Genomic DNA, 23,631 nt, shown 5'->3' on the forward strand with positions numbered 1-23,631 from the left:
TGGCTCGGGCCCGTTCCGCGATTCAGCCCGGCGCCTCGACCAGCGCGCCGATCCCGCCGTTCCCGCCATTCCCGCCGTTCCCGTCCGTCGGCTCCTCGACCAGCATCTGGGAGGAGGCGAGTTCGCGGTAGAGGACATCCGCCTCCACCAGTTCCCGATGGGTTCCGGCGGCACGCACCCGACCGTGTTCGAGCACCACGATCTGGTCGGCCTCGGTGACCGTGGACAGCCGGTGCGCGATCAGGATCACGGTGCAGCGCCGGGCCGCCTGGTCCACCGCTTCCCGCAACGCCCGTTCGTTGCTGGCGTCGAGCTGGGCGGTGGCCTCGTCCAGGAGCAGCACCTCGGGCCGGCGCAACAGCGCCCGCGCGATGGCCAGCCGCTGGCGCTCCCCGCCGGACAGGCTCACCCCGCGATTGCCGACCGCGGTGCGCAGCCCGTCGGGAAGGCGCTCGATCAGGGTGTCGAGCCGGGTCAGCCGCAGGACCTCGGCGATGTCCTCGTCCGAGGCGTCGGTGGCCGCGTACCGGAGGTTGTCCTCGATCGTGCCCGCCATGACGGGCGACTCCTGCTCCACATAGGCGATACGCCGGCGCACCTCGGCGCGGGGCAGCGTGGCGATGTCCACCCCGTCGATGAGGATCCGGCCCGACGCCGGTTCATGGAACCGTTGCAGCAGCGCGAACATCGTGGTCTTGCCCGCCCCGGACAGTCCCACGAGCGCGGTCTGGGTGCCGCCGGGCACGGTGTACGAGATCCCGCGCAGGGCGGGTCCCCGGCCGGGGTAGGAGAACCGTACGTCCCGGAACTCGACCGGTGGCGCGCCGTCCTGACGCGGTCCGGCCACCCCGTCCGGGAGGTCGACATCGTCCTCGACCGGCATGTGCCTGACCTGTTCGATACGGCCGACGGCGCCGAGCCCCTGTTGCAGCATGCTCAGCCCGGCCACCAGCGAGCCGACCGGGCTCGCCAGGTAGAACACATAGAGAAGGAAGGCGATCAGCGCGGACGCGTCGAGATCGCCGGAGGCCACCAGGGCCCCGCCGACACCGAGCACGGCGAGAAAGGCGGCCTGGATGGAGACACCGGACAGCACCTTGACCATCGCCACATAGCGGGCTCCGGTCAGTCCGGCCCGGTAGGCGCCCTCGATCGCCTCCCCGGCGAGAGCCGTCTCGCGGGCCTCCGCGCCGTTGGCCTTCACCGTCCTGGCGGCGCCGAGCGTGCGGTCCAGGGCGGCGCCCACCGCGCCGACCGACTCCTGCGAGCGGGCGACCGCCTGGCGGATGCGGGGCAGGATCAGGACCATCACCAGGGAGACGGCGAGCAGCACGCCGGCCGTCACCCCGAGCAGTCCGAGATGCACCACCCCCATCAGGACCACCGCGCCGAGGATGCTGAGCACTCCGTTGGCGACCATCACCAGCCCCTCGGTGGCGGCGTTCTGCACCAGGGCGCTGTCGGAGGTGACACGGGCGATGAGATCGCCGGGCGCGCGGCGGTCCAGTTCGGGCACCCGCAGCCGGATCAGCCGGAACACCAGGTCCCGGCGGATCTGCCGGACCACCCGTTCCGAGGTGCGCTGCTGCCACCACGACTGGAGTCCGGTGAGCCCTGCGCCGAGGACGACGAGCGCCGCGAGCAGGAGTACGGGGCCCAGCACCCCGCGTCCTTCGCCCAGTCCGTCCAGGACGTGCTGGGCCACGAGCGGCTGCACCAGTCCGGCCGCGCTGGCCGCGAGGACCAGCAGCAGGGTCGCGGTGAGCACCAGCCGGTGCGGGCGGGCATGGCGGAGCAGCACCCGGAGCGGGGCTGTGCCGGGAGGCGCGCCGGACGCCTCCCCGTCCGGGGGCCCGGGGGCCGTGGGGGGTACCGCGGTGGGTGGGGGAGCGGTTGTCATAGGGAAGGTCCCGGGGTCGCGGGGAGTCGGTCGACGGGGTGTGCGCGGGCTCAGTGGGGGACGGAGACGGGTGCGGACCGTACGGCGACGGGCCCGGCCGGATCAGGACCGGACACGGGGGCGGGCTCCGTCCCGGGGTCCGCCGCGATCCGTTCCAGATGGTCGGCGGCGGCCGGGGCGCCGCCCGCCGCCCGCAGGGAGCGGCCGATGGCCTCGGCGGCGGCCCGGTGACCGCCGGCGGTGTCCAGTACGGTCTCGATGGCCGCGCCCAGCCGGGCGGCGTCCACCCGGCCGAAGCGGACCCGTACCCCCGCGCCCGCGTCGACGACCTGTCCGGCGACGATGGGCTGGTCGTCACGGATCGGGGCGAGGACGAGCGGCAGTCCGTGCCAGAGCGATTCGCACACGGTGTTGTGGCCGGCGTGGCAGACGACGGCGTCGACCCGTGCCAGCAGGTCGAGTTGGGGCACATGCTCACGGACCAGTACCCCGGCCGGGACGTCGTTGAGCGTACGGCCGGGGTCGACCACGACGCCCTGCACCCGGTCGCGGAGACGGTGGAGCGCGGTGACCGCCTCGGTGAGGAACCGGCCGCCCGCGTCCGCGTTGGCCGTACCGAGCGAGACGAGCACCGTGGCGCGCGCCGGGTCCAGCTCGTCCCAGGGGAAGTCGGAGCGGTCCGCGCGCGGGGCGATGGCCGGACCGACCAGATGGGTCCGTCCGTTCGGCGGCGGCGCGTCACCGAGCAGTTCGCGCCCGGTGAAGGCGATGACACCGTGCGGGGAGAACCGCGGGTCGCCCGTGCGCGCGGGATCGCCGATCCGCGCGCGCAGGCCGCCCAGCAGTTCACCGAGCCAGGCCCCCACCTTGGGCATCCCCGCCAGCGGGTCGACCAGTTCGGCCGAGGTGGTGGCGGAGGTGACATGGACGACGCCCCGGCGCTCGGCGACCAGCGCGCCCGCGACGGCGTGCTGGTCGCCGAGGACGAGGTCCGGCCGGAACGCGTCGATCGCCGCGCGGACGCCGGGCGCCATCGCCTCGGCGAGCGGGACGAAGAACTCCGCCCACAGGAAGCGGAACGCGGCGGGACCGGTGAGGCCGGGCGGTCTGTTCAGTCCCGTACCGGGCACCACGCAGTCGTACACCGTGGCATCCTCGCCCGCCAGCCGCCGGATCTGGTCGGCGTGGCCGGCCCAGGCCACCTGGTGGCCCCGCCGGGCCAGTTCGGCCGCGACCCCGACCAGCGGGTTGACATGTCCGACGAGCGGGGGGACGACCAGCAGGAAGCGGGTCACCGCACCGCCTCGGCCAGGGTGTGTTCGCCGACCCACTCCAGGATCAGGTTCCGGGTCTCCTCGGTACGCTCCACCAGGACGGAGTGCCCCTGCTCGGTGAGGACCACCGTGCGGCAGGACGCCAGCTTGGCCTCCAGACCGGGCACCTGGGCGCTGAGCCCGGACTCGTCACCGAAGATCGCCAGTACGGGGCAGCCGAGCGCGTCGAGGTCGTCGCCGATGACCCGGCCGGCCGGGATGTCCTCGGCGAGGGTGGTGGTGCGCAGGATACGGCCGGCGCCCCGGGAGAGCCGGGCCGTGTGCGCGCCGTGGTGGGCCGAGATCCAGTCGATGACCTCGTCGCGGACGAGCTGCTTCTTGGCGTCGGCGAGGCCGTCGGCCATGTGCCGGGTCCACTCCTGGACCGGGGGCTCGGACTCGATCATGGTGACCGTGGCGACCCGGTCGGGGTGCCAGGCGGCGAGGGCGGCGGCGACCGTGCCGCCGAAGGAGTTGCCGACGACATGCACCCGGCGCCGCTCGCCCAGCGCGTCGAGCAGTCCGACGAGGTCGGCCACGAAGGACTCCAGCCGGTAGCCCGTGGCCGGCCGGTCGCTGCGGCCGTGACCGCGCAGGTCGTACATGATCACGTCGTACCCGGCGGCGGCGAAGTCCGGGCCGAGGGTGAAGTAGTAGCTGGCCAGACTGTCGGTGAGCAGCCCGTGCACGAACACGACCACCGCGGGCTCACCGCCGTCCGCGGGCCGGTTCGCCGCGGGCAGCCGCTGCACATGGGTGGTGATCTCGCCCGTACTGATCTTGGTCATGGCTCAGTCCTCCGTACCGGCGCGCAGCGACGCCGAGACATAGTCGACCAGCTCACCGACGGTGAGCGCGATGATCTCGTCCAGTTCCAGATCGGCGATGAACAGGGCGACATTGACCCGGTCGCCGTAGTGCTCGCGCAGTGACCCGGCGAGTGTCACCAGGTCGATGCTCTCCAGTTCGAGATCGTCGTGGAAGGTGGTCTCCCGGGTGATCTCGGCGTCGTCGAGGCCGTCCTCCTCCAGCAGGTCACGCAGCATGCCCGTGATGTCCGCCAGGACGGCGTCGCCGCCGGTGTCCCGTGGCGTACGCTCCCCCGGCTGCGCGGGCGCGAAGCCGATCGCCTCAGTGCTCATCGATCTCTCCTGTCGTGTTGTCACCGGTCGTACCGCGACCGGTCGTACCGTCACCGGTCGTCCACGCGACGATGTACCGCCGCTCCGGCAGCCCCCGTGGACTGGCCACCTGCCGTACCGCCACCTCGTACGACCGGCCCCCGGTCACCACACGGAGCCGGTCGTGCTCCGCGGCGACCACCCGGAACGCGGCCGGGCGTCCGCCCAGTCCCGTTCCGCGCGCCTTGGCGACGGCCTCCTTGGCCGTCCAGAACCGGGTGAACCACACCGCCTCGCTCTCGGCGGAGCCGGCCACCAGGCGGTCGAGAAGGGCGCGTTCGGCCGGGTCGCAGGCCGTCTCGACGGTGGAGCGGGGCCGTTCGGCGATCTCCTCGACATCGATCCCGCACGGTCCGCGCCGGGCGATCGCGACCCCGGTCTCCCCGCAGTGCGCGATCGACACCGTCAGCCCGCCCACCGCGCGCCCGTGCACGCCCCGGACCAGCGGGCGGCCCGTGCCGTCGTTGTCGACGGCGATCTCGGCGGGGTAGATCTCGCCCGCCCCCTCGCCCCAGAGCACACCGCGCACCGCGTCCTTGACGGCGATGCGTCCGAGCAGCCACCGCCGTCTGCGCGGCGGCGGCAGGGCCTCGTAGCGGGCGCGCTCGGCGCCGCCGAGGACATTGCGCATGATCAGTTCACGGGTGGCGAGGTCGGGCCACCGCTCGTGCACCAGCGTCCAGCCCTCGGGCTCCGGCGAAGAGAGTGTGTGCTCGCCGGGGAAGCGGTCCACCTGGCGGATATTGGGGTCGGTGTCGAACCGGCGGTCCTGCCAGCCGGTGAACTCCGCCCACACCCGGCCGTCCTGGATGAGCTGCATGTCCGCGGTGAGGGTGAGATCGGTGACCTCGGTGATCCGGATCGCGCAGACCAGCCGGTCGCCCGGCCGCGGATCGGGCCCGTGGAAGCGGATGCGCTCCATCCCCACCGGGAACACCGTGGTGCGCTCGGTGAGCGTGGCCATGATCCAGTAGCCGAGGAGCTGTCCGACGTTGTCGAGCAGCGCGCCGGGGGCCTCCGGCGCGGTGATGACCCCGCGCACATGCCGGTCCCCGATGGCGGTCAGCTCGGTGACCCCCTGGAAGCGCGGGCCGTGGAACATCCACCGTTCGCTGTAGAGCTGTTCGGCCCGCAGGGCGGGGACGCGCTCGGTGGCCGGATCGACCGGCCAGGGCTCCGCGGGCGCCGGGTGACGGTCCGCCAGTTCGACCACCGCCCGGGAGTAACCCGTGAGGCCGACCTCGACCCGGTCGGGCCCCCACCGCCGTACCTCCACGGGCACATCGGCGGCGGGGATGGCCTCGATCCACCTCAGCAGCCGTACGTCGTGCACCGCGACCGCGCGGCGGCCGGGGACGGCGCGCTCGGCGATCTCCATGAGATGCCCGATCACGGTGGTCGCGGGCACGATCGGCCAGCGGTCGGCCTCGTCGGGCCAGCCCGGCCGCTGCCGGAAGAAGCAGTGGTCGAGCAGATACGGCATCTCGGCCACGTCCACCCGCAGTACGGCGGGAACGGACGGCACGGCGCCCGCGGGCGGCCCCGTCGGCGGGACGGCGGCCGGGGGTCCGCCGGCGGGCGGGACGGACGGGGTCCGGGGACGGGACGGCGGGCGCCGGACGGGTGCGGGAGCGGCGGCCCGGCGGGCGGCGCCCGCGCCGATGAGTTCGTTCGCGACGGCCGCGGTGTCCTGGAGCAGCGCGGACAGCTCGGCGGCGACCGGGAAGCGGCCGCCCGCCCGGCCGAGCAGGTCCAGGGCGCTGCCGTCGGTGACGGCGGCGGGCCGGGCCGCCGGGACCGCGAGGACGTTCCTCGCCTCCTCGGGCAGCGACACCAGGGCCCCGCCGAGGTTTAGTCGCACGCCCCTGCCGGACGGCCGCGCCGCCACCGGGGCCGCCGTGGCGGTGGTGGCCACCGGCCCGAGCAGCGGGGCCACCTCGGGCGCCGCGCCGTCCACCCAGAGCGCGGTGACCACCCGGCGGAGCTGCGCCAGGCTGTCCCGCGCGGTGGAGTGCGCGGAGACGACCAGCCGGTCCTTGCCCGCCAGGGTGTCGTCGACCAGCGAGCCGAGCTGACCGGCGCCGAGCTGGACGAAGGCACGGAATCCCGCGTCGTGCAGGGCGGATACGAGCTGCCGGAACCGCACCGGTTCCAGCAGATGCCGCACGAACAGCTCCCGTACGGCGCCGGGGTGGTCCGGGTAGGGCGCGGCGGTCGTCGCGGACCACACCGGAGTGGTCTGCGGATGGAGGGTGTATGCCTCGGCCGCGCGCCGGATCGGACCGAGGTAGGGCGCGAGCATCGGGGTGTGGAAGCCGGAGCGGAACGGCAGCACCTGGCCGATCACCCCCCGGGTCCTGAAGAGGTGGACCAGTTCGGTCACGGCCTCCTCGGGGCCGCAGATCATCGACTGGTTGGGGGCGTTGTCGTGCGAGAGCACCACATCGGTACGGCCGGCCAGCTCGGCGAGCACCTGTCCGGCGGGCATGCCGAGCACGCCGAAGACGGCGCCGGGCACCCGCAGCGCGTCCGGGTCGAAGTCCGCGAGGAACGCGTCGACCTCCTCGGCGGCGTGGATACCGCCGGCCGCCATGGCGGTCCACTCCCCCACGCTGTGCCCGGCGACGGCGTCGGGGACGACGGCGAGCCCGCGCAGCGCGGTGTCGAGCACCCGGCCGAGCTGGAAGACGGCCGCGCCGTGCCGCCCGACATCGCCGACCCGGGCGTCCTGCCCCGACGGCCAGGACAGACCGAACCGCTCGGCCAGCTCACCCGCCCGGGGCTCGAACTCCGCTTCGAGGCCGGGGAAGACGAACGCGGTCAGACCACCGGCCGGGCCGAGCAGCGGGCTCGGGCTGAACCACACATCGCTGCGGCCCCGCCAGGGCGCGCCCTTGGCGACGGCCTTCCTGGCCAGCTTCAGCCGGCGCGCGGTCGGATCGACGATGCCGAGCCTGACCGGGCCCGCCGCCGGGACACGCTCGTCGAGCCCGGCGGCCAGGACCGCGGAGTCGTCGGCGTCCAGCAGGGCGGCCAGCTCCGCCGGTCCTGACGCGGCGAGCCGCAGCACCCGCTCCGGCTCGCTCACCGTCGTACGCGCCGTACGGGCCACGGGGGCGACGGCCTCGGCCGGCTGCTCCAGGACCACATGGGCGTTGATACCGCCGAAGCCGAAGGCGTTGACGCCCGCCCTGCGCGGTGCCCCGGTGCCGCTGTCCTCCCAGGCCGTGGCACGGGCGAGCGGTGCGAACCGGGTGGCCTCCAGGGCCGGGTTCGGCTCGTCGCAGTGCAGGGTCGGCGGCAGCACCCCGTGGTGGACCGCCAGTGCCGCCTTGATCAGCCCGGCGATCCCGGCGGCCGGCATGGTGTGCCCGATCATGGACTTCACCGAGCCGATGGCGGCCCGCTCACCCGTCGCGGGTCCGAACACCTCGGTGAGCGTGGCCAGTTCGGCCCGGTCACCGGCGACGGTGGCCGTGCCGTGCGCCTCCAGCAGCCCGAGGGCGTCGACCGCGCGCGGGTCGAGTCCCGCCGCGTCCCAGGCCTGCCGGACCGCGCGGACCTGGCCGCCGGGGTCGGGGTTGAAGAGACTGGCCGAGCGGCCGTCGCTGGCCACCCCGGTCCCGGTGACCACGGCGTAGACACGGTCGCCGTCGCGCCGCGCGTCCGCGAGCCGCTTGAGCACCACGACACCGGTGCCCTCACCGATGAGCACACCGTCGGCGTCGCGGTGCAGCGGACGGATCCGTTCGCTCGGGGAGAGCGCTCCGAGCTGGTTGAACACACTCCACAGGGTGATGTCGTGACAGTGGTGCACCCCACCGGCCAGCATGACGTCGCAGCGCCCGGCGGCCAGTTCACGGACCGCGTGGTCGACCGCGACGAGCGAGGAGGCGCAGGCCGCGTCCACCGTGTAGGCGGGGCCGCGCAGATCGAGCCGGTTGGCGACACGCGAGGCGGCCAGATTGGGCACCAGGCCGATGGCCGACTCGGGCTGTTCGGGGCCGAGCTGTCCGGCGAAGGCCGCCCTGACCCGCTCGATACGGTCCTCACCGAGGTCGGGCGCCAGCTCGCGCAGGGTGCGCACGAGCTGGCCCGCGGTCCGTACCCGCTGGTCGAGCCGGACCAGACCGGGCGTCAGATAGCCGCCCCGGCCCAGGACGATCCCGGCGCGCTGCCGGTCGGCGGGGAGTACGGTCTCCCCGCCCGCGTCCTCGATGGACCGGTGGGCGACCTCCAGCGCGATGAGCTGGTCGGGCTCGGCGCCCGCCACGGAGGCGGGCATGATGCCGAACCGCGCGACATCGAACTCGGTGTCCTGGTCGACGAAGCCGCCGCGCCTGCAGTACACGCGGTCGCTGCGCCGGGGGCCGTCGGGCGCGTAGAACTCCGCGTCCCACCGGTCGGCCGGCACGTCCGTGATCGCGTCGACTCCGTTGACGATGTTGTGCCAGTAGCTGTCCAGGTCCTTGGCGCCCGGGAAGAACGCGGCCATGCCGACGATGGCGACAGGGGTGGCGGACGGCGGGGCGGCCGGGGTGCGGGAGGACACGGCGGTCACCAGCCCGACGCGGTGTAGACCGCCGCGTGCGCCTCGGGCGCGCCCCAGGCGAGTTCGCGCAGCAGGCTCAGCGGCCCCTCCTCGGGATCGATCAGCTTGATCCCGCGGGCGGCGTAGGAGCGCATCAGCTCCGGGGTGACCATGCCGCCGTTGGTCTCCGAGGCCGCCCAGGGGCCCCAGTGGACGGTCAGACCGCGCCGCTCGGCGGTGGACCAGCGGCGTCCCAGCTCCTCCAGCGCGTCGTTGGCGGCGGCGTAGTCCGACTGGCCGCGGTTGCCGAGGGCGCCCGCGATACTGCCGAAGAGCACCGCGAAGCGGGGGCCCGTGGGCAGGGTGTCGACCGCGTCGAGCACCGCGCGCGCCCCGCCCACCTTGGTGGTGAAGACCCGGCGGAAGGACTCGACCGGCTTCTCGGCGATCAGCTTGTCCTCGATGACCCCGGCCGCGTAGACCACGCCGTCGAGCCTGCCGTGCTCGGCGTGGATGTCCTTGACCGTGGCGCGGACGGCCTCCGTGTCGAGCACGTCGACGCAGTGGTAACGGACCGGGCTGCCCAGCGCCCGCAGTCCCTCGACCGTGTCACGGACCTCGCGCGCGGCGAGCACGGCGGAGACGCGGCGCTCGACCTCGGCGGGCGAGGTCATCCCCGAGCGGAGGAAGGCGGCGCGCAGCGCGTCACGGCCGGTGGCCCCGGCGGTCGCCGGGTCCTCGCTGTCCGCGGGTACCGGCGTACGACCCATCAGTTCGATACGGCACCGGCTGACGGAGGCGATCGTACGGGCGAACCGCGCGGTGATGCCGCGCGCGCCGCCGACGAGCAGGACGACCGCGTCGCGGTCGAGTCCGGCCGCCTCGGCCTCCGCGACCCCGTCCCCGGCCGGGCCCGCGCCGGTGGCGGCGAGCGCGCCCAGATCGGTGGGGGTCAGCCGCAGGCCGCGCCGGGTTCCCCCGGCGGCCAGCACGACCGGTTCCCTGTCGGTGGCCGCGAGTTCGGTGACCAGGGCTTCGGCGACTTCCCCGGGACCCGCGCCGGGGGCCACCTCGACCAGGGTCGCGATGAGGTCCGGATACTCGCGGGCGACACTGCGGAAGAAGCCGCGCAGTCCGCTGGCCGCGCCCTCGGTCCTGCGCTCGACGGCGAGCAGCCGTCGCGGGGGGTTCGCCAGCACCCTCTGATAGAGCGGGAAGGCCTCGGGCAGGGGCGCGTCGGCCGTGACCAGGGCGTCCAGATGGATCACGGCGTCGGCGGTGGTCCCGTCGGGCAGTTCACCGGCGGGTACGAGCGTGGGCAGGGCGCCGGCGGCGCGCAGCCGCTCGGCCACGGCCGGGGCCAGTTCACCGCCGCCGAGCAGCAGGACCGTGGTCCCGCTCGCGACGGATCCGGTCACCTCGGGGAGTCCGGTCTCGGTGAACTCCAGCCGCTGCGGGGCCAGAATCTCGGCCTCCGTATTCGTGGGCGGCTCGACGGACGGGGCCGGAGCGGGAGCGGCGGCGGCCGGTTCTGCCGGACCGCCCAGCAGCGTGACCAGCAGTCCGGCGATTCCGGCGGCGGTACGGGCGGCGCTCAGACCGTCGATGTCCGTACTCGCGCCGACCGGGAGCCCGAGGCGGACCGCCAGCTCACCCGCTATCTCCGCCCGCTTGATCGAATCCACACTCAGATCCGCCTCCAGATCAAGCTCCGGCTCGATCATCTCCACCGGATAACCCGTACGCTCCGCCACCACCGCCAGCACCGACGCGAGCACCGACTCCCGGTCCGTCACGGGACCGGCGGAACCGGCCGCGACGGCGGCGGGAACCACGCTCCCCACAGGAGCGGCCCGCTCACCGACCGCGGTGAGGAGCAGCGCCGTGATCCCGGCGGCGGTACGGGCGGCGCTCAGACCGTCGATCTCGGCGCCCGCGCCCACCGGCAGCCCGAGACGCACCGCCAGCTCACCCGCTATCTCCGCCCGCTTGATCGAATCCACACTCAGATCCGCCTCCAGATCAAGCTCCGGCTCGATCATCTCCACCGGATAACCCGTACGCTCCGCCACCACCGCCAGCACCGACGCGAGCACCGACTCCCGGTCCGTCACGGGACCGGCCTGGACGGCGGCGGGCGGGGCCGGGGCGGCGAGGGCCGGCTGGACGGCGGGGGCCGGCAGCGCGGCGGGGGCGGCCACGGGGACCGCCGCCGCGTAGGTGAGGGGCTGACCGGCCGGCACGGCCACCGGGCCGCCCAGATAGCTCAGCAGGACATCACGCTGCGCCGCCACCAGGTCCCGGCTGCTGCGCAGGAATTCGGCGACGAGGGCGTCCGGCCCTGACGCCTGCGCGCCGTGGGGGGCGTGGGGGGCGTGGTTCTCCGGCACGATCAGCTCCATAACGGGTCGGGCGGGGTGCAGGGCGTCGGGGGGAATGGTGCCGTCGGCACGGCGGACGAGCTGGCCGTCCACCGTCCAGCCCGCGGGCCGCTCGGCCGTGGTGGTCTCGGGGTCGACGGCGTCGCGTCCCTGGAAGAGCCGGCCGGCGCGGACATCGACGCCGCTCACGGCGAGTTGGGCCAGCGCGGAGAGGAAGCCGGTCAGTCCGGCCCCGCGCCCGCCGTCGAGCGGGACGGTACGGTGCGGGCGGTCGCCCAGGACGGCGGCGACCAGTCTGCTCAGCACCCGGCCGGGTCCCACCTCCGCGAAGACCCGGGCGCCGGCCGCGTACATCGCCTCGATCTGCTCGGTGAACCGGACGGGCGCGCCGATCTGCGCCGCGAGCCCGGCCCGTACCGCCTCCGGGTCCGCCGGATACACCTCGGCCGTACGGTTGGCCCAGACGTCGAACTCCGGGGCGTACACGGTCGTCGCGGCCAGGTGTCCGGCGAAGGCGTCACCCGCTCCGGCCAGCAGCGGGCTGTGGAAGGCACAGGCGACCTGGAGCGGCTTGGCCGCGTACCCGGCGTCGCGCAGCCGTGCCACCGCCGTGGCCATCGGTCCGGTCGGCCCCGAGATGACGGTCTGCTCGGGCGCGTTGCGGTTGGCGGCGACGACGGTCCCGGCGAGACCGGCCGTCCGCAGCACCTCCTCGACCTGCCCGACCGAGGCGGAGACGGCCGCCATCGTGCCGGGGTCGTCCCCTTCGACCTGGGCGAGGATGGCTTCGGCGCGGGCCGCGCTGGCGGTGAGGACGTCCTGCGGCGCCAGCGCGCCGGCCACACCGAGCGCGACCAGCTCGCCGTAGCTGTGACCCGCGGCCATGGCGGGGCGTACCCCGAGCGTGGCCAGCAGTTCGGCGGCGGCCAGTTCGACGACGCCGAGCGCGGGCTGGGCGACGGCCGTGTCGGTGATACGGGCCAGTTGGGCCGCCTTGCCCTCCTCGTCGAAGGCGGCGGGCGGGTAGAGCGTGTCCGCCCAGCGGGCGCCGAGCTGGAGGTAACGCTGCAACTCGGGGAAGGCGACGAAGAGTTCCGCGAGCATGCCGGGGCGCTGGCTGCCCTGTCCGGGGAAGAGGAACGCCAGCTCGCCGGAGGCGGACCCGTCGGTGCCGGTCGGGTCATCGGCCGTGTAGAGGCCCGCCTTCGGGTCCCGCTCTCCCGCGACGGCCCGGCGCAGCAGTTCCTCGAGCCGCGTCGCGCTGTCCGCCACGAGGGCGATCCGCACCGGCTCTCCCCGGCCGGCCGCCTGGTCGCCGCGGCGGGCCGTGTGACGCGCGTAGTCACGCAGCCGCCACTGCCCGTCGCGGTGCAGGAGATCCAGCAGGGCGCGGGCCGAGCGGCGGGCCGCCTCGTCGTCCCGGCCCCGGAAGATGAACAGTTCGGCGGGCCAGGCGTCCAGGGAGTGCGCGGGCGGCGGCTGGTCGTACGCGCGTAGAACAACATGGAAATTCGTGCCGCCGAACCCGAAGGCGCTCACGCCCGCGACACGCTCCGACGGCTCCGCGGCCCAGGGCCGGGCGGCGGTGTGGAAGACGAACGGGCTGCTTTCGCCGTCCCAGGCCGCGTTGGGCTGCCGCACATGCAGGGTCGGCGGCTTCACCCCGTGGTGGAGTGCCAGCGTGGTCTTGATCAGTCCGGCCAGCCCCGCCGCGCACTTGGTGTGCCCGATCTGGGACTTCACCGAACCGATCGCGCAACTGGCGGGCTCGGCCCCGGCCTCGGTGAACACCTCGGTCAGCGTGGCCAGTTCGGTACGGTCACCGACGACGGTGCCGGTGCCGTGGGCCTCGATCAGTCCGACGTCGGCGGGTGAGACCCCGGCGTTGCGGTAGGCGCGGGTGAGCGCGGCGCGCTGGCCCGCCGGGCGGGGCGCGGTCAGGCCGAGGGCCCGGCCGTCGCTCGCGCTGCCGACGCCGTCGATCACGGCGTAGATCCGGTCGCCGTCGCGCTCGGCGTCGGCCAGCCGCTTGAGCACCACGCACGCCACGCCCTCACCGAGGGCGATGCCGTCGGCGGCGCCGTCGAAGGTGGCCGAGCGGCCGGTCGGGGACAGCGCGTGCACCGAGGAGAAGAGCAGATAGTCGTTGATGCCGTTGTGCAGGTCGGCGCCGCCGCAGAGCACCAGGTCACTGGTGCCGGTGACCAGTTCCTTGCAGGCGACGTCCACGGCGGTGAGCGAGGACGCGCAGGCCGCGTCCACGGTGTAGTTGGCACCGCCGAGGTCCAGCCGGTTGGCGATCCGGCCGGCGATGACATTGGCGAGCATCCCGGGGAAGGAGTCCTCGGTCAGCTTCGGAAGCTGCTCGTCGAGTGCGGGCGGGATCGTGCCGACATAGCCGGGCAGGACCGTGCGCAGGGTGGTCGCGTTGGACAGATCACTGCCGGCCTCCGCGCCGAACACCACGGAGGTACGGGCGTGGTCCGTGCCCGCGCCGGCGTATCCCGCGTCGGCGAGCGCGCGCCGCGCGGCCTCCAGCGCGAGAAGCTGTACGGGTTCGATGGCGGCCAGCGAGGCCGGCGGAATGCCGTAGCGCAGCGGGTCGAAGGGGATCTCGGGCAGGAATCCGCCCCAGCGCGAGGGGGTGCGCTCGCCGTCGCCGTCCGGCGCGTAGTAGCGCTCGGCGTCCCAGCGATGGGCCGGGACCTCGGTCACACAGTCCTTGCCCGCCAGGACGTTGGCCCAGAACTCGGCCAAGTCGGGGGCGCCGGGGAACATGCCGGCCATGCCCACCACGGCGATCCGCAGCGGCGCGGGGGCGGGCTCCTCGACGGCGCCGGTGAGACCGAGCGCGGGGCGCAGCCCGGCGGCGCGGGCGCGCAGCCACGCGGCGGCCCCGTCGGCGACGGAGTCGTGCAGCGCGGTGACGGTGGTGGTGGCGGAGCGCAGCACACAGACCTCCCCCGCCATGAACATGCCCTCGTCGGCCTGGCGTGCCTCGTCGACCGGGAGCAGTTGGTCGCCGACCCGTTCGATGCCCTTGCTGGCGAGCCTCAGCCTGCCGACGTTGAAGCGCTCCAGGCGCTCCCAGATCTCCCGGTCGGGTACGCCCCGCTCACGCAGTTCGTCCTTGAGTCCGGCGAAGTCCTCGGTGATGGCGCTGTGGGCGCAGCGGGTGGCGTGGCCGGGCGCGGTCTCCAGCAGATCGGTGCGTTCGGCGGCGACGATCCTGCGCTGGAACAGCGGCTGGATCGCCCCGGCGGCCACGGCCTCCTCGGTGAAGAGATACGCGGTGCCCATCAGCACGCCGAACGCGACACCGGCGCGGGTCAGCGGGGCGGCCAGGGCGGCGGCCATCGCGGCGGAGCGCTCGTCGTGGATACCTCCGGCGAAGAGCACGGTCAGCTCACCGGCCGCCTCGGGCCCGGCCTCGGCCAGGAAGGCGAGCAGAACATCGGTCTGGGCCTCCCAGAGCGGGAAGCTGTTGCGGGGTCCGACATGCCCGCCGCACTCGGCGCCCTCGAAGATGAACCGGCGTGCCCCGGCGGCGAGGAACTGCCGCAGCAGTCCCGGCGAGGGGACATGCAGGAAGGTGGTGATGCCTTCCGCCTCCAGGGCGGCGGCCTGGGCGGGCCTGCCGCCGGCGATGATCGCGTGGGTCGGCTTCAGCTCCCGTACCACGTCGAGCTGCGCGGCCTTGATCTCCTCGTCGGCGAAGCCGAGCACACCGACTCCCCAGGGCGCGTCACCGAGAGCCTCCCGGGTGCGCTCCAGCATCGAGCGGGTGCGCTCCGCGCTCGCGAGGGCCAGGGCGAGGAACGGCAGTGCGCCACCGGCCGCGACGGCGGCGGCGAAGTCGGGCTCGTCGCTGACGCGGGTCATCGGCCCCTGGGCGACGGGCAGCCGGGTGCCCAGGGTGCGCGCGCCCGGCGATCCGGCGGCCAGGGCGGTGGCGGGCTCGTCGTCCGCCACGGCGGCGGTGATCGCCGCCCGGACCCCGCGGACGGCCTCGCCCACGGTCCGCCAGCGCGCGGCGAAGGTGGCGGCGAGAAAGGCGTCCTGACCGACGGGAAGGAACTGTGTCCGCAGATCGTCGCCGCCGATCCGGGCCGCGAACTCAGCGGGATCCGAGGGAAGTTCGGGGGCGCCGGGGCCACGGCGGCGCAGTACGCGGGTGCCGTGGTGAAGGACGGTCTCGGAGCCGTCGAGCCCGGTGAGCGCGGCGGTGATCTCCGCGGGCAGCCCCGCCTCGTCGTAGAGCGCGAGCTGGGTGTCGAGCACGACACCGGCCGCGCCTCCGGCGACGGCGGCGGCGGCCGTGTGGGGCCCGATGCCCCCGCACGCCCAGACGGGCACGGTGACGGCGGGGTCGGCCAGGACGCGCTGCACCAGCACGAAGGTGCTCAACTCGCCCGCGCGGCCGCCGCTTTCCGCACCGCGGACGATCAGGCCCGAGGCCCCGTCGGCGACGGCGCGGGCGCCACCCGCCGGGTCGGTCACCTCCACCAGCACGCGGCGGCCGGGGAACTCGGCGGGCGAGCGTCCGGGATCCGCCAGCAGGACGGTGTCCACGAGGTCGGGAAGATCGGTGTCCGTCGCGGTACAGCCGGGCCGTATCCGGACTCCGAAGGGCAGCGACGACCAGCGGCAGGTGCGGTCGAGTGTGTCGGCGACGTCTCGGGGGTCGTCGAGGGGGAGTTCCAGCACGCCGGTCGCGCCCGAGCGGGCGGCGACGGCCGTCAGCCGCGGCGAGGGCCGGTGCAGTGGATTGACGACGATGACCGAGTGCGTCAGCGAGAACTCAATGGACGTGCCGGGTTCCGGCATCCGCATGAAGTCTCCCGAATCAAGTGGGGGGTTGACCGGCGGGTAGTTAACTGGCCCCGCTTCCCCGGGGTCAACCGGTCACGCTCCGCGACATATGACCATGCGTAGACGTGCCATCACTCTCGGTAGTGGAAGATTTTCGATGAGCTGGCAGCAAAGGGACGTTTTTCAAGGACGCCATCCCCGGCTCACGTGCGCGATATCGCGCTGTCATGCCCATGAAATGCAAACTCTGCATCCGGAGCGGGGACTGTGCCGAAGGTCACAGCGGTACGGGAGCGCATTCGACCACCCGACGGTACCGCCTACGGGGTGTGACGTAACCCCCCCTCGACGACAACGGCGCACATCGGTCCGGGACGTCGACCGGTCCGGAAGAAACGTCTCAGCGGGATGGACGCCATGCCGCCGCGACGCTTGAGCGGCAGATCGATAAATTCTATGGTGCGGATTACCAATGGACCGGTCCTGACAACACTCTTTGGACGGTGGGCATTTCATTTTGGCCGATGCAGATCGAACACCCGTATCACGGGCGTGGAGTGGAATGACCATGCTTCAGGTATCCATCGTCGTACCCTGTTTCAATGAGAGCGAGGTGATCGGGGCCTTTCACACCGCATTGCTCACCGCCCTCGAACCGACCGGGCAGACATTCGAGATCTGCTATGTGGACGACGGCAGCGACGACCGGACCCGGCAACGACTGCGTGAAATCGCCGCGAACGATCCACGGGTCCGTTACACCTCGTTCAGCCGCAATTTCGGCAAAGAAGCCGCAATGCTCGCCGGACTGCGCATGTCCCGGGGCGAGGCGGTGGTTCTCATGGACGCCGATCTCCAGCATCCTCCCGAGCTGGTGCCCCGCATGCTGGAGTTGCACCGGCACGGCTACCACCAGGTGGTCGCCCAGCGCGACCGGGCGGGCGAAGGCGTCCTGCGCACCGCCCTCAGCCGGATTTACTACCGACTGGTACGCCGCTGTATGGACGTCCAAGTCGTAGACGGGGCAGGGGACTTCAGACTTCTGTCGCGCCACGCGGTGGACAGTGTGCTGGCCCTGCCGGAGAGCAACCGGTTCTCCAAGGGGATCTTCTCCTGGATCGGTTTCGACACCGTGAGTTTCACCTACCGGAATGTGCGGCGGGCCGCCGGAACCTCCAAATGGGGCGGCCGGAATCTGCTGAACTACGGTATCGACGGACTGCTCTCCTTCAACAGCCGTCCTCTGCGGCTGGCGATCCACACCGGCCTCTGGCTCTTTCTCTCCGCGCTTCTCTACGCCTTCTGGATCATCGCGAATGTGGCGCTCAACGGAGTGGACGCGCCGGGCTTCACCACCTTGATGACGGCCATTGTGGCGCTCAGCGGGATCCAGCTCGCGACACTCGGCATCATCGGGGAGTACGTGGGGCGCATCTATCACGAGGCGAAGCGCCGTCCCCACTATGTGGTACGGGAGACGGACGAGTCCCGCGCGTCCGTGCGTGGCCGCCCCTCCGCGACGTCCGTCGGGCAGGCGCGCTCGGAGGGTTGATTCCGGCCACCCTCGTCCGGCCGACGCGCCGACGGCGGTTCGAATCACACGCGAAAGGCAGTGGTGCACATGGCCGCGGGCGCTTCGAGCGTCGCCATCCCGAGACAGCAGGGCGGAAAATCCCGCCAGGAGCAGGACAACGACCGTGAGACATTTGTACGTTCGCGGATGAAATTCTGGGTGCGGGGTCTCCTGCCGCTTCCTCTCGGTCTTCTCGGCGCGGCTTCATGGTTCGGCGGTTATGTCCGTCCCAGTGCCGACGAGTGGTGTTTTCTGCCCTTGGTGCGGGACAACGGTATTTCCGGGCTGGTCGAGAAGTTCTACACCGTCGACAACGGACGGGTGGCCAACGGCCTGCTGGTGGGGCTCTACACCAAGCCCGGGATCCCGGGCCACCAGTGGTTCGCCCCGGTCAGCGCCGTGCTCATGCTGGCCGTGCTGTGGGCGGTGACGGTTCTGCTGCTGGGCGCGGCGGGGCGGACGGCGCCGCGCGGGGTACCGCTGCTCGTGGCCTCCACCGTCGCGGTGGTCTTCCTGCTGGCGACCCCCAACACGTACAAGACGTTCTACTGGCCCGCCTCCTCCGTCTCGCACACGGCGGCGCCCGTGCTGGCCTGCGCCGCGGCGATCCCGCTGCTCCGGGCGCGCTCGCGCACGGCGAGGAGGGCGGCGGCGGCCGTCGTGTTCCTGGCGGGCTGCTTCCTCGGCACCCTCTCCGAGGAGGCCTCGGTCGTCGCGCTCGTGGTGCTCGTGGCCGTGCTCACGCTCAGCGGCGGGATCTTCGTCCCCCGGGTCCGCGGGTACGCGCGCGCCTGGTGTCTGGCCGGTCTGGCCGGGGTCGGGACCGGGGCCCTCGTCCTGCTCACCTCCCCGGGCTCGGTCAACCGCCGGGAGCGGTTCGGCGCGGGGACCGCCTCGATGGTCGCGCCGGAGTCCCTGCTCGGCTCGCTGCGCGCGTTCCTGGAGATCCTCGGCACCCTTGTGACGACATGGCAGTACCTCGGGGCGGTCGCCGTGGGAGTGCTGCTCGGTCTCTCGGTCCGGCACCGGGCGGACGGCGCTCCGGCGCTGCTGCCCCGCCGGCCGCTCTTCCTGGTCTGCGCGGGCGCCCTCGTCTTCCTGGTAGCGGGATACCTCTGCACGGTGATCACCTACCCGCTGTTCGGCCCCCGGGTGTCCAGCGCGTCCCGCACCTGGAACGACTATCTCCTGCTGTACGTCCTGCTCCTGACCGGCGCGGGCGTCCTGCTGGGGCGGGCGTGGGCCCGGACGGAGGGACGGCGGGCGGCCTGGCGGACCACGCTGACGGCGGCGGCCGGAGCCGCGCTGGTCGCAGCGGTGTGTACCGCGCTGGCCTTCCCGCTCGGCGAGTTGGGCCATGACATGCGGGTGCGCGCCGAACGGTGGGACCACCAGGACCTGCGGCTGCGCACCGAGGCGGCGCGGGGCGCGCGGATCCTCCCGTACACGCCCCTGCCGATCAGGGGCATGGGAGAGCCGTTCGGCTCCAGGGCACGGAGCTGGCCGGCCAGCTGCGTCGCCGACCACTACCGCCTGGAGCGGATCACCGACACGCGGCGGCTGCCCTGACACCGGCGGGGCCGACCCGGCGGCCGGCCCGGCGTACGGCCGGACGGCGTACGGCCGGACGGTGCGCGGCCGGACGGTGCGCGGCCGGACGGCCTGACCGGCTGTTCGACACACGACCTGATGACGCGTCGGTTCTCAGGAATCAGCGACCCGGGGTGGCCCCATGTGCTGGAGCGCGACGGCCGATCTGGTGGCGGGCGCCGGAATCACGGCGGTCGGTGCCGTCTGTGTGGCGCGGGCGCGGCACGCCCGCGAGCTGCCACTCGCCGCGCTGCCGCTGCTGCTGGGCGCCCATCAGATCATCGAGTCCGTCGTCTGGCGGGGCGGCGGGGGAACGGGCCCGGCCACCCTGGCCTGGGCCGTGATCGCCCTGCCCGTACTGGCGTTGTGGGTGCCGCTCGCCGTACTGCTGGCCGCGCCGCGGGGAGCGCGGCGCCGGCCCGTGGTTCCCCTGCTGACGGGAGCGGTGACCGCCGCGGCCCTCGCGTACTGTCTCGCCACCCGGCCGGTACGGGCCGAGATCCGCGGCCACACCCTCGGCTACGCGGTCGACGTCCCGTACGCGCCCCTGGTCGTCGCGGGGTATCTCGTCGCCACCCTTGGGTCGCTGCTTCTGAGCGGTGACCCGTCCGTACGGCTGCTGGGCGCGGTGGTCGCGTGCGGCGCGGTCCTCTGCGCACTGCTCTGGCGGCTGGAGTTCCTCTCCACCTGGTGCGCGCTCGCGGCGGTGGCGTCCGTCCTCCTGCTCCTGCGGGCACGACGGCCTCCGGACGTCAACGCGCCCCGCAGTACAGAGGGTTGAACCACCGTCTCCTCGCCCGCCGCGGCCCCACCGCGGCCGGCGAGAAGAGGCACGCGGGGCGCGGGGCGACGGCGGACGGCCGAGGGACCCGTGCCCCGGGACGGTGAACAGGCCGGGCGATTTCCCCGTATCACTCTGCGCACCCCGCGTCGGGTGACGCGCGGCCTCTGCGCCGGGCGTCACCCGTCCCGAGACCCGAGGACAGGACCAGCCCATGAACGACTCCGTCAACGCTCCCCTCCAGGCCCTTCCCGACGGGGAGGCCGAACTCCGTCTGGTGGTCCGTCTGCCCTGGGAGGATGTCGCCGCGCTCGGGCAGGAGGCGAGCCGGCTGGCCGCCCAGATGCAGCGGCCGGTCGGTCTGGACGAGGCGGTGAGCCACCGGCTGCGCACCCGGCCCGCCGTCCACGCCAAGCCCGCGCAGGACTGGCCCGTCACCACGCCGTCCGCGGTCTCCGCCACCTCGTCCACGGTCTCGTCCCTCACGGCGCGTACGCCCGGGGAGCACGCCCGCCAGGCGATCGAGAAGATCAACGGGTCGGCCGGCACGGAGACGGGCACCGCACAGACCTCCGCCTGAGCACGGGCCCCGTCGGCGAACCGGCGCCGCCGTCGCCCTCGTCCGGCGGGTCCCGGGGCGCCGGACGGCCCCACCGGCGAGGGACGGCCCGAACTGAAGGCCGGTCGCGTTCCCGTGACGCGGTGCCTCCCATGCCGGGCATGTCTCCCTCAGCATGGCGAACGGCCGTGGTCCGGGGCTCCCCCGGGCGCGCGGCCGGGGGCCGTCGGCCCCGAACGACCTCAGCTCAGGGAAGAGGGCACCATGAGCCGTCAAGGGTCCGTACTTCTGGAATGGCTCACCCGAAAGCTCAGGCCGGGGCCCCGGCCGCCCGTCCCGGCTCCCGGCGGCCCGCCGCCCTGGAGCGGTCCCCTCTGCTTCACGGCCGACTTCTCCTCCGAGGAGCAGTGGGTGGCGGGCCGTAGCTGGGCCTATCCCGACGGGGGACCCACCAACCCCGGGGACAACAAGCTCGACCACCTGGTGCCCGACGCGGACTACAGCCGCACGGGCACCTTCCGCGCCACCCGCCGCCCCGACGGGAACTGGAACGCCGGTCTGCTCACCACCGAGGAGAGCGCGGAGGGCTTCGCCGTACAGACCGGCGACATCCTGGAGACCCGGGTACGGCTGCCCACCGAACAGGGCGCCTGGCCCGCGATCTGGACCTGGCGGGACGGCGGGAACGAGATCGACATCTTCGAGTACCACCCCGACAACCCGAATCTGCTGGAGCTGTCCAACCATGTGAGGGGTGGTCAGCGCTACTACTCCCACCCCTCCGTCCAGCCCGGCGCCCGCGTCGATCTGCGGGTCGAGTTCCTGGCGAGGTCCGTGATCTGGTGGGTCAACGGACGGCACGCCTACTCCGACGGCAGAGGCGTGGGCCGCGACTGGAACGCCTCTCTGATCGTGAACCTCTCGGTCTGCGCGGGCCGCTACCACCCGGCCCCCGACCCGTCCGCCACGGCCATGTCGTACGAGGTCGACTTCCTGCGGGTCCACCGGCCCCCGTTCCCGGCCGCTCCTCCCGTCTGAGGGCCGTCCGGGAATCCTGCCGTCGCCCGAGCGTTCCCCGTACCGACATGCGGGGGCGTGTCCGGTCGGCGAGACTTGGCGGGGTGAAACGTGACGATCAGGACACCGCTGCCCCGGGCGAGCCCGACGAGGGCTATCTGCCCATCGCCGAGCACGGTCTGATCGGGGATCTGCGGACCGCCGCGCTGGTCGGGACCGACGGACGCATCGACTGGTTCTGCGCTCCCCGCTTCGACTCCCCCAGTGTCTTCGCGTCCCTGCTCGACAAGGACCTGGGCGGCTTCTGGGACATCGCCCCGGTGTGCGACTCCGCCACCCGCAATCAGTTCTACTTCCCGGACACCAATATCCTGATCACCCGGATCCTCACGGCCGACGGCATCGTGGAGGTCCAGGACTTCATGCCGATCGTGCGGGAGCGGGATCCGGCCCACCGGCAGCGGCTGGTACGCCGGGTGGTCAATGTGCGGGGCCGGATGCGGCTGGGGGTACGCGTCGCGCCGAGGCTGAACTACGGCCGCGACACCCACCGGCTGGACCGGATGCCCGACGGCGTACGGTTCGCCGGCGAGTCCCTCACGCTCTGGCTGCGGTCCTCCGTACCGCTGGACCTCGACGCCACCGACGCCCACGCGGAGTTCGACCTCGCCGAGGGCGAGACCGCGCTGTTCGACCTCGAAACAGCCGGCGGATACGACGGCTCCGCCACCGAACCCGATCCGTGCGCCGTCGACGCCGGCGCCGCCGAGCAGCTCTTCGAGTCCACCGTCGTCTTCTGGCGCCGCTGGCTGAGCCAGTCCACCTACACGGGCCGCTGGCGCGAGATGGTCCACCGCTCGGCGCTCACCCTCAAACTGCTGACCCATGAGCCGTCCGGCGCCATCGTCGCCGCGCCGACCCTCGGGCTGCCCGAGCAGGTGGGCGGCGCGCGCAACTGGGACTACCGGTACGTATGGATCCGCGACGCCGCGTTCTCCCTGTACGCCCTGCTGCGGCTGGGCTTCACCCAGGAGGCGCAGGGGTTCATGGACTGGCTGACCGACCGGCTGCACGGCGCGGCGCCCGACGGCGGCGAGGGCCCGCTGCGCGTCATGTACTCGATCGACGGACACGACACCCTCCCCGAGGAGGAACTCGGGCACCTCGACGGGTACCGGGGCTCGCGTCCCGTGCGTACCGGCAACAACGCCAGTGTCCAGCGCCAGCTCGACATCTACGGCGAACTGATCGACTCGATCTATCTGTTCAACAAGTACGGCGTGGGCATCTCGCACGACAGCTGGACCGATCTGTGCGACATCCTCGAATGGCTGATGGAGCACTGGGACACGACCGACGAGTCCATCTGGGAGACCCGGGCGGGGCAGCAGCACCACACCTACTCACGGCTCATGTGCTGGGTCGCGGTCGAACGTATGATCAGGATGGCGCGTCAGCGCGGACTGCCCGGGGATCTGGGCCGCTGGACCTCGGTCCGGGACCGGATCTACCGCCAGATCATGGCGCGCGGCTGGAGCCCCCGGGAACGTACCTTCGTACAGCGGCTGGCCGCCGAGGACGGCCAGGAGCCCGCCGCCATCCTGGACGCGTCCCTGCTGCTGATGCCCATGGTCAAGTTCGTCTCCCCGGTCGACCCGCGCTTCCTGTCCACCGTCCGGGCCATCGGTGAGCGTCTCGTGGTGGACAGTCTGGTGTTCCGGTACAACCCGGAGCAGGCCCCCGACGGACTCTCCGGGACCGAGGGCACCTTCTCCATCTGCTCGTTCTGGTGGGTGGAGGCGCTGGCCCGCACCGGGGACGTGGAGCAGGCACGGCTGGCGCTGGAGAAGATGTTCACCTACGCCAACCACGTGGGTCTCTACGCCGAGCAGATCGGGCTGACCGGCGAACACCTGGGCAACTTCCCGCAGGCGTTCACCCATCTCGCCCTGATCAGCTCGGCGATCAATCTCGACCGCGCGATGGGCTGAGC

General features: G+C 73.1%; 12 protein-coding genes. 6 read left to right on the forward strand and 6 right to left on the reverse strand.

Going from position 1 to position 23,631, the window contains the following annotated elements; genetic code table 11:
- Nucleotides 1–22: 22 nt before the first annotated feature.
- The 6 genes from ACFYYH_RS24740 to ACFYYH_RS24765 all read right to left on the reverse strand — a co-directional run bounded on the left by ACFYYH_RS24740 (nt 23) and on the right by ACFYYH_RS24765 (nt 16,139).
- Entirely contained in the window at nt 23–1,900 is a 1,878-nt protein-coding gene (locus tag ACFYYH_RS24740; RefSeq protein WP_388554944.1) for an ABC transporter ATP-binding protein, read from the reverse strand.
- Between the two features lie 50 nt (nt 1,901–1,950).
- Nucleotides 1,951–3,195 carry a glycosyltransferase gene (locus ACFYYH_RS24745; protein ID WP_388554947.1) on the reverse strand — a complete coding sequence of 415 codons (1,245 nt, stop codon included), beginning with the start codon at nt 3,193–3,195 and terminating at the stop codon, nt 1,951–1,953.
- Nucleotides 3,192–4,001 carry an alpha/beta fold hydrolase gene (locus tag ACFYYH_RS24750; protein ID WP_388554950.1) on the reverse strand — a complete coding sequence of 270 codons (810 nt, stop codon included), beginning with the start codon at nt 3,999–4,001 and terminating at the stop codon, nt 3,192–3,194. Before ACFYYH_RS24750 ends, ACFYYH_RS24745 begins: the two co-directional genes overlap by 4 nt.
- 3 nt (nt 4,002–4,004) lie before the next feature.
- A complete protein-coding gene (locus ACFYYH_RS24755) occupies nt 4,005–4,259 on the reverse strand; it encodes a phosphopantetheine-binding protein (protein ID WP_388555118.1) in 255 nt (84 codons plus the stop codon).
- An 85-nt stretch (nt 4,260–4,344) separates the two neighbouring features.
- Nucleotides 4,345–8,946: a beta-ketoacyl synthase N-terminal-like domain-containing protein gene (locus ACFYYH_RS24760; protein WP_388555120.1), complete on the reverse strand. Its 4,602-nt coding sequence runs from the start codon at nt 8,944–8,946 to the stop codon at nt 4,345–4,347.
- A gap of 5 nt (nt 8,947–8,951) precedes the next feature.
- The gene (locus tag ACFYYH_RS24765) at nt 8,952–16,139 is read right to left on the reverse strand and encodes an SDR family NAD(P)-dependent oxidoreductase (protein ID WP_388554953.1); all 7,188 of its coding nucleotides are present in this window, start codon (nt 16,137–16,139) and stop codon (nt 8,952–8,954) included.
- Nucleotides 16,140–16,686: 547 nt separating this feature from the next.
- On the opposite strand from ACFYYH_RS24765, the gene ACFYYH_RS24770 reads away from it, so the two are divergent.
- From ACFYYH_RS24770 to ACFYYH_RS24795, 6 genes are all read left to right on the forward strand, one after another.
- Complete coding sequence (locus ACFYYH_RS24770) at nt 16,687–17,670, forward strand: glycosyltransferase family 2 protein (protein WP_388554956.1); 984 nt, start codon at nt 16,687–16,689, stop codon at nt 17,668–17,670.
- Between the two features lie 168 nt (nt 17,671–17,838).
- The gene (locus tag ACFYYH_RS24775; protein WP_388554959.1) at nt 17,839–19,260 is read left to right on the forward strand and encodes a DUF6056 family protein; all 1,422 of its coding nucleotides are present in this window, start codon (nt 17,839–17,841) and stop codon (nt 19,258–19,260) included.
- Between the two features lie 163 nt (nt 19,261–19,423).
- Nucleotides 19,424–20,062, forward strand: coding sequence for a DUF6629 family protein (locus tag ACFYYH_RS24780; RefSeq protein ID WP_388554962.1), 639 nt, complete (start codon nt 19,424–19,426; stop codon nt 20,060–20,062).
- A 214-nt stretch (nt 20,063–20,276) separates the two neighbouring features.
- Entirely contained in the window at nt 20,277–20,642 is a 366-nt protein-coding gene (locus tag ACFYYH_RS24785) for a hypothetical protein (protein ID WP_388554965.1), read from the forward strand.
- 243 nt (nt 20,643–20,885) lie between these two features.
- Nucleotides 20,886–21,659 carry a beta-glucanase gene (locus ACFYYH_RS24790; RefSeq protein WP_388554968.1) on the forward strand — a complete coding sequence of 258 codons (774 nt, stop codon included), beginning with the start codon at nt 20,886–20,888 and terminating at the stop codon, nt 21,657–21,659.
- A gap of 83 nt (nt 21,660–21,742) precedes the next feature.
- A complete protein-coding gene (locus ACFYYH_RS24795; protein ID WP_388554971.1) occupies nt 21,743–23,629 on the forward strand; it encodes a glycoside hydrolase family 15 protein in 1,887 nt (628 codons plus the stop codon).
- Nucleotides 23,630–23,631: the final 2 nt, after the last annotated feature.

It is taken from the genome of Streptomyces sp. NPDC002018 (assembly GCF_042890865.1).
Taxonomy (GTDB): Bacteria; Actinomycetota; Actinomycetes; order Streptomycetales; family Streptomycetaceae; genus Streptomyces.

Excerpts from the sequence above, each read along its gene's own strand:
- ACFYYH_RS24740 (WP_388554944.1), bottom strand. The coding sequence starts at position 1,900 with ATGACAACCGCTCCCCCACCCACCGCGGTACCCCCCACGGCCCCCGGG.
- ACFYYH_RS24750 (WP_388554950.1), bottom strand. The coding sequence starts at position 4,001 with ATGACCAAGATCAGTACGGGCGAGATCACCACCCATGTGCAGCGGCTG.
- ACFYYH_RS24755 (WP_388555118.1), bottom strand. The coding sequence starts at position 4,259 with ATGCTGCGTGACCTGCTGGAGGAGGACGGCCTCGACGACGCCGAGATC.
- ACFYYH_RS24765 (WP_388554953.1), bottom strand. The coding sequence starts at position 16,139 with ATGCGGATGCCGGAACCCGGCACGTCCATTGAGTTCTCGCTGACGCAC.
- ACFYYH_RS24770 (WP_388554956.1), top strand. The coding sequence starts at position 16,687 with ATGCTTCAGGTATCCATCGTCGTACCCTGTTTCAATGAGAGCGAGGTG.
- ACFYYH_RS24775 (WP_388554959.1), top strand. The coding sequence starts at position 17,839 with ATGAAATTCTGGGTGCGGGGTCTCCTGCCGCTTCCTCTCGGTCTTCTC.
- ACFYYH_RS24780 (WP_388554962.1), top strand. The coding sequence starts at position 19,424 with ATGTGCTGGAGCGCGACGGCCGATCTGGTGGCGGGCGCCGGAATCACG.
- ACFYYH_RS24785 (WP_388554965.1), top strand. The coding sequence starts at position 20,277 with ATGAACGACTCCGTCAACGCTCCCCTCCAGGCCCTTCCCGACGGGGAG.
- ACFYYH_RS24790 (WP_388554968.1), top strand. The coding sequence starts at position 20,886 with ATGAGCCGTCAAGGGTCCGTACTTCTGGAATGGCTCACCCGAAAGCTC.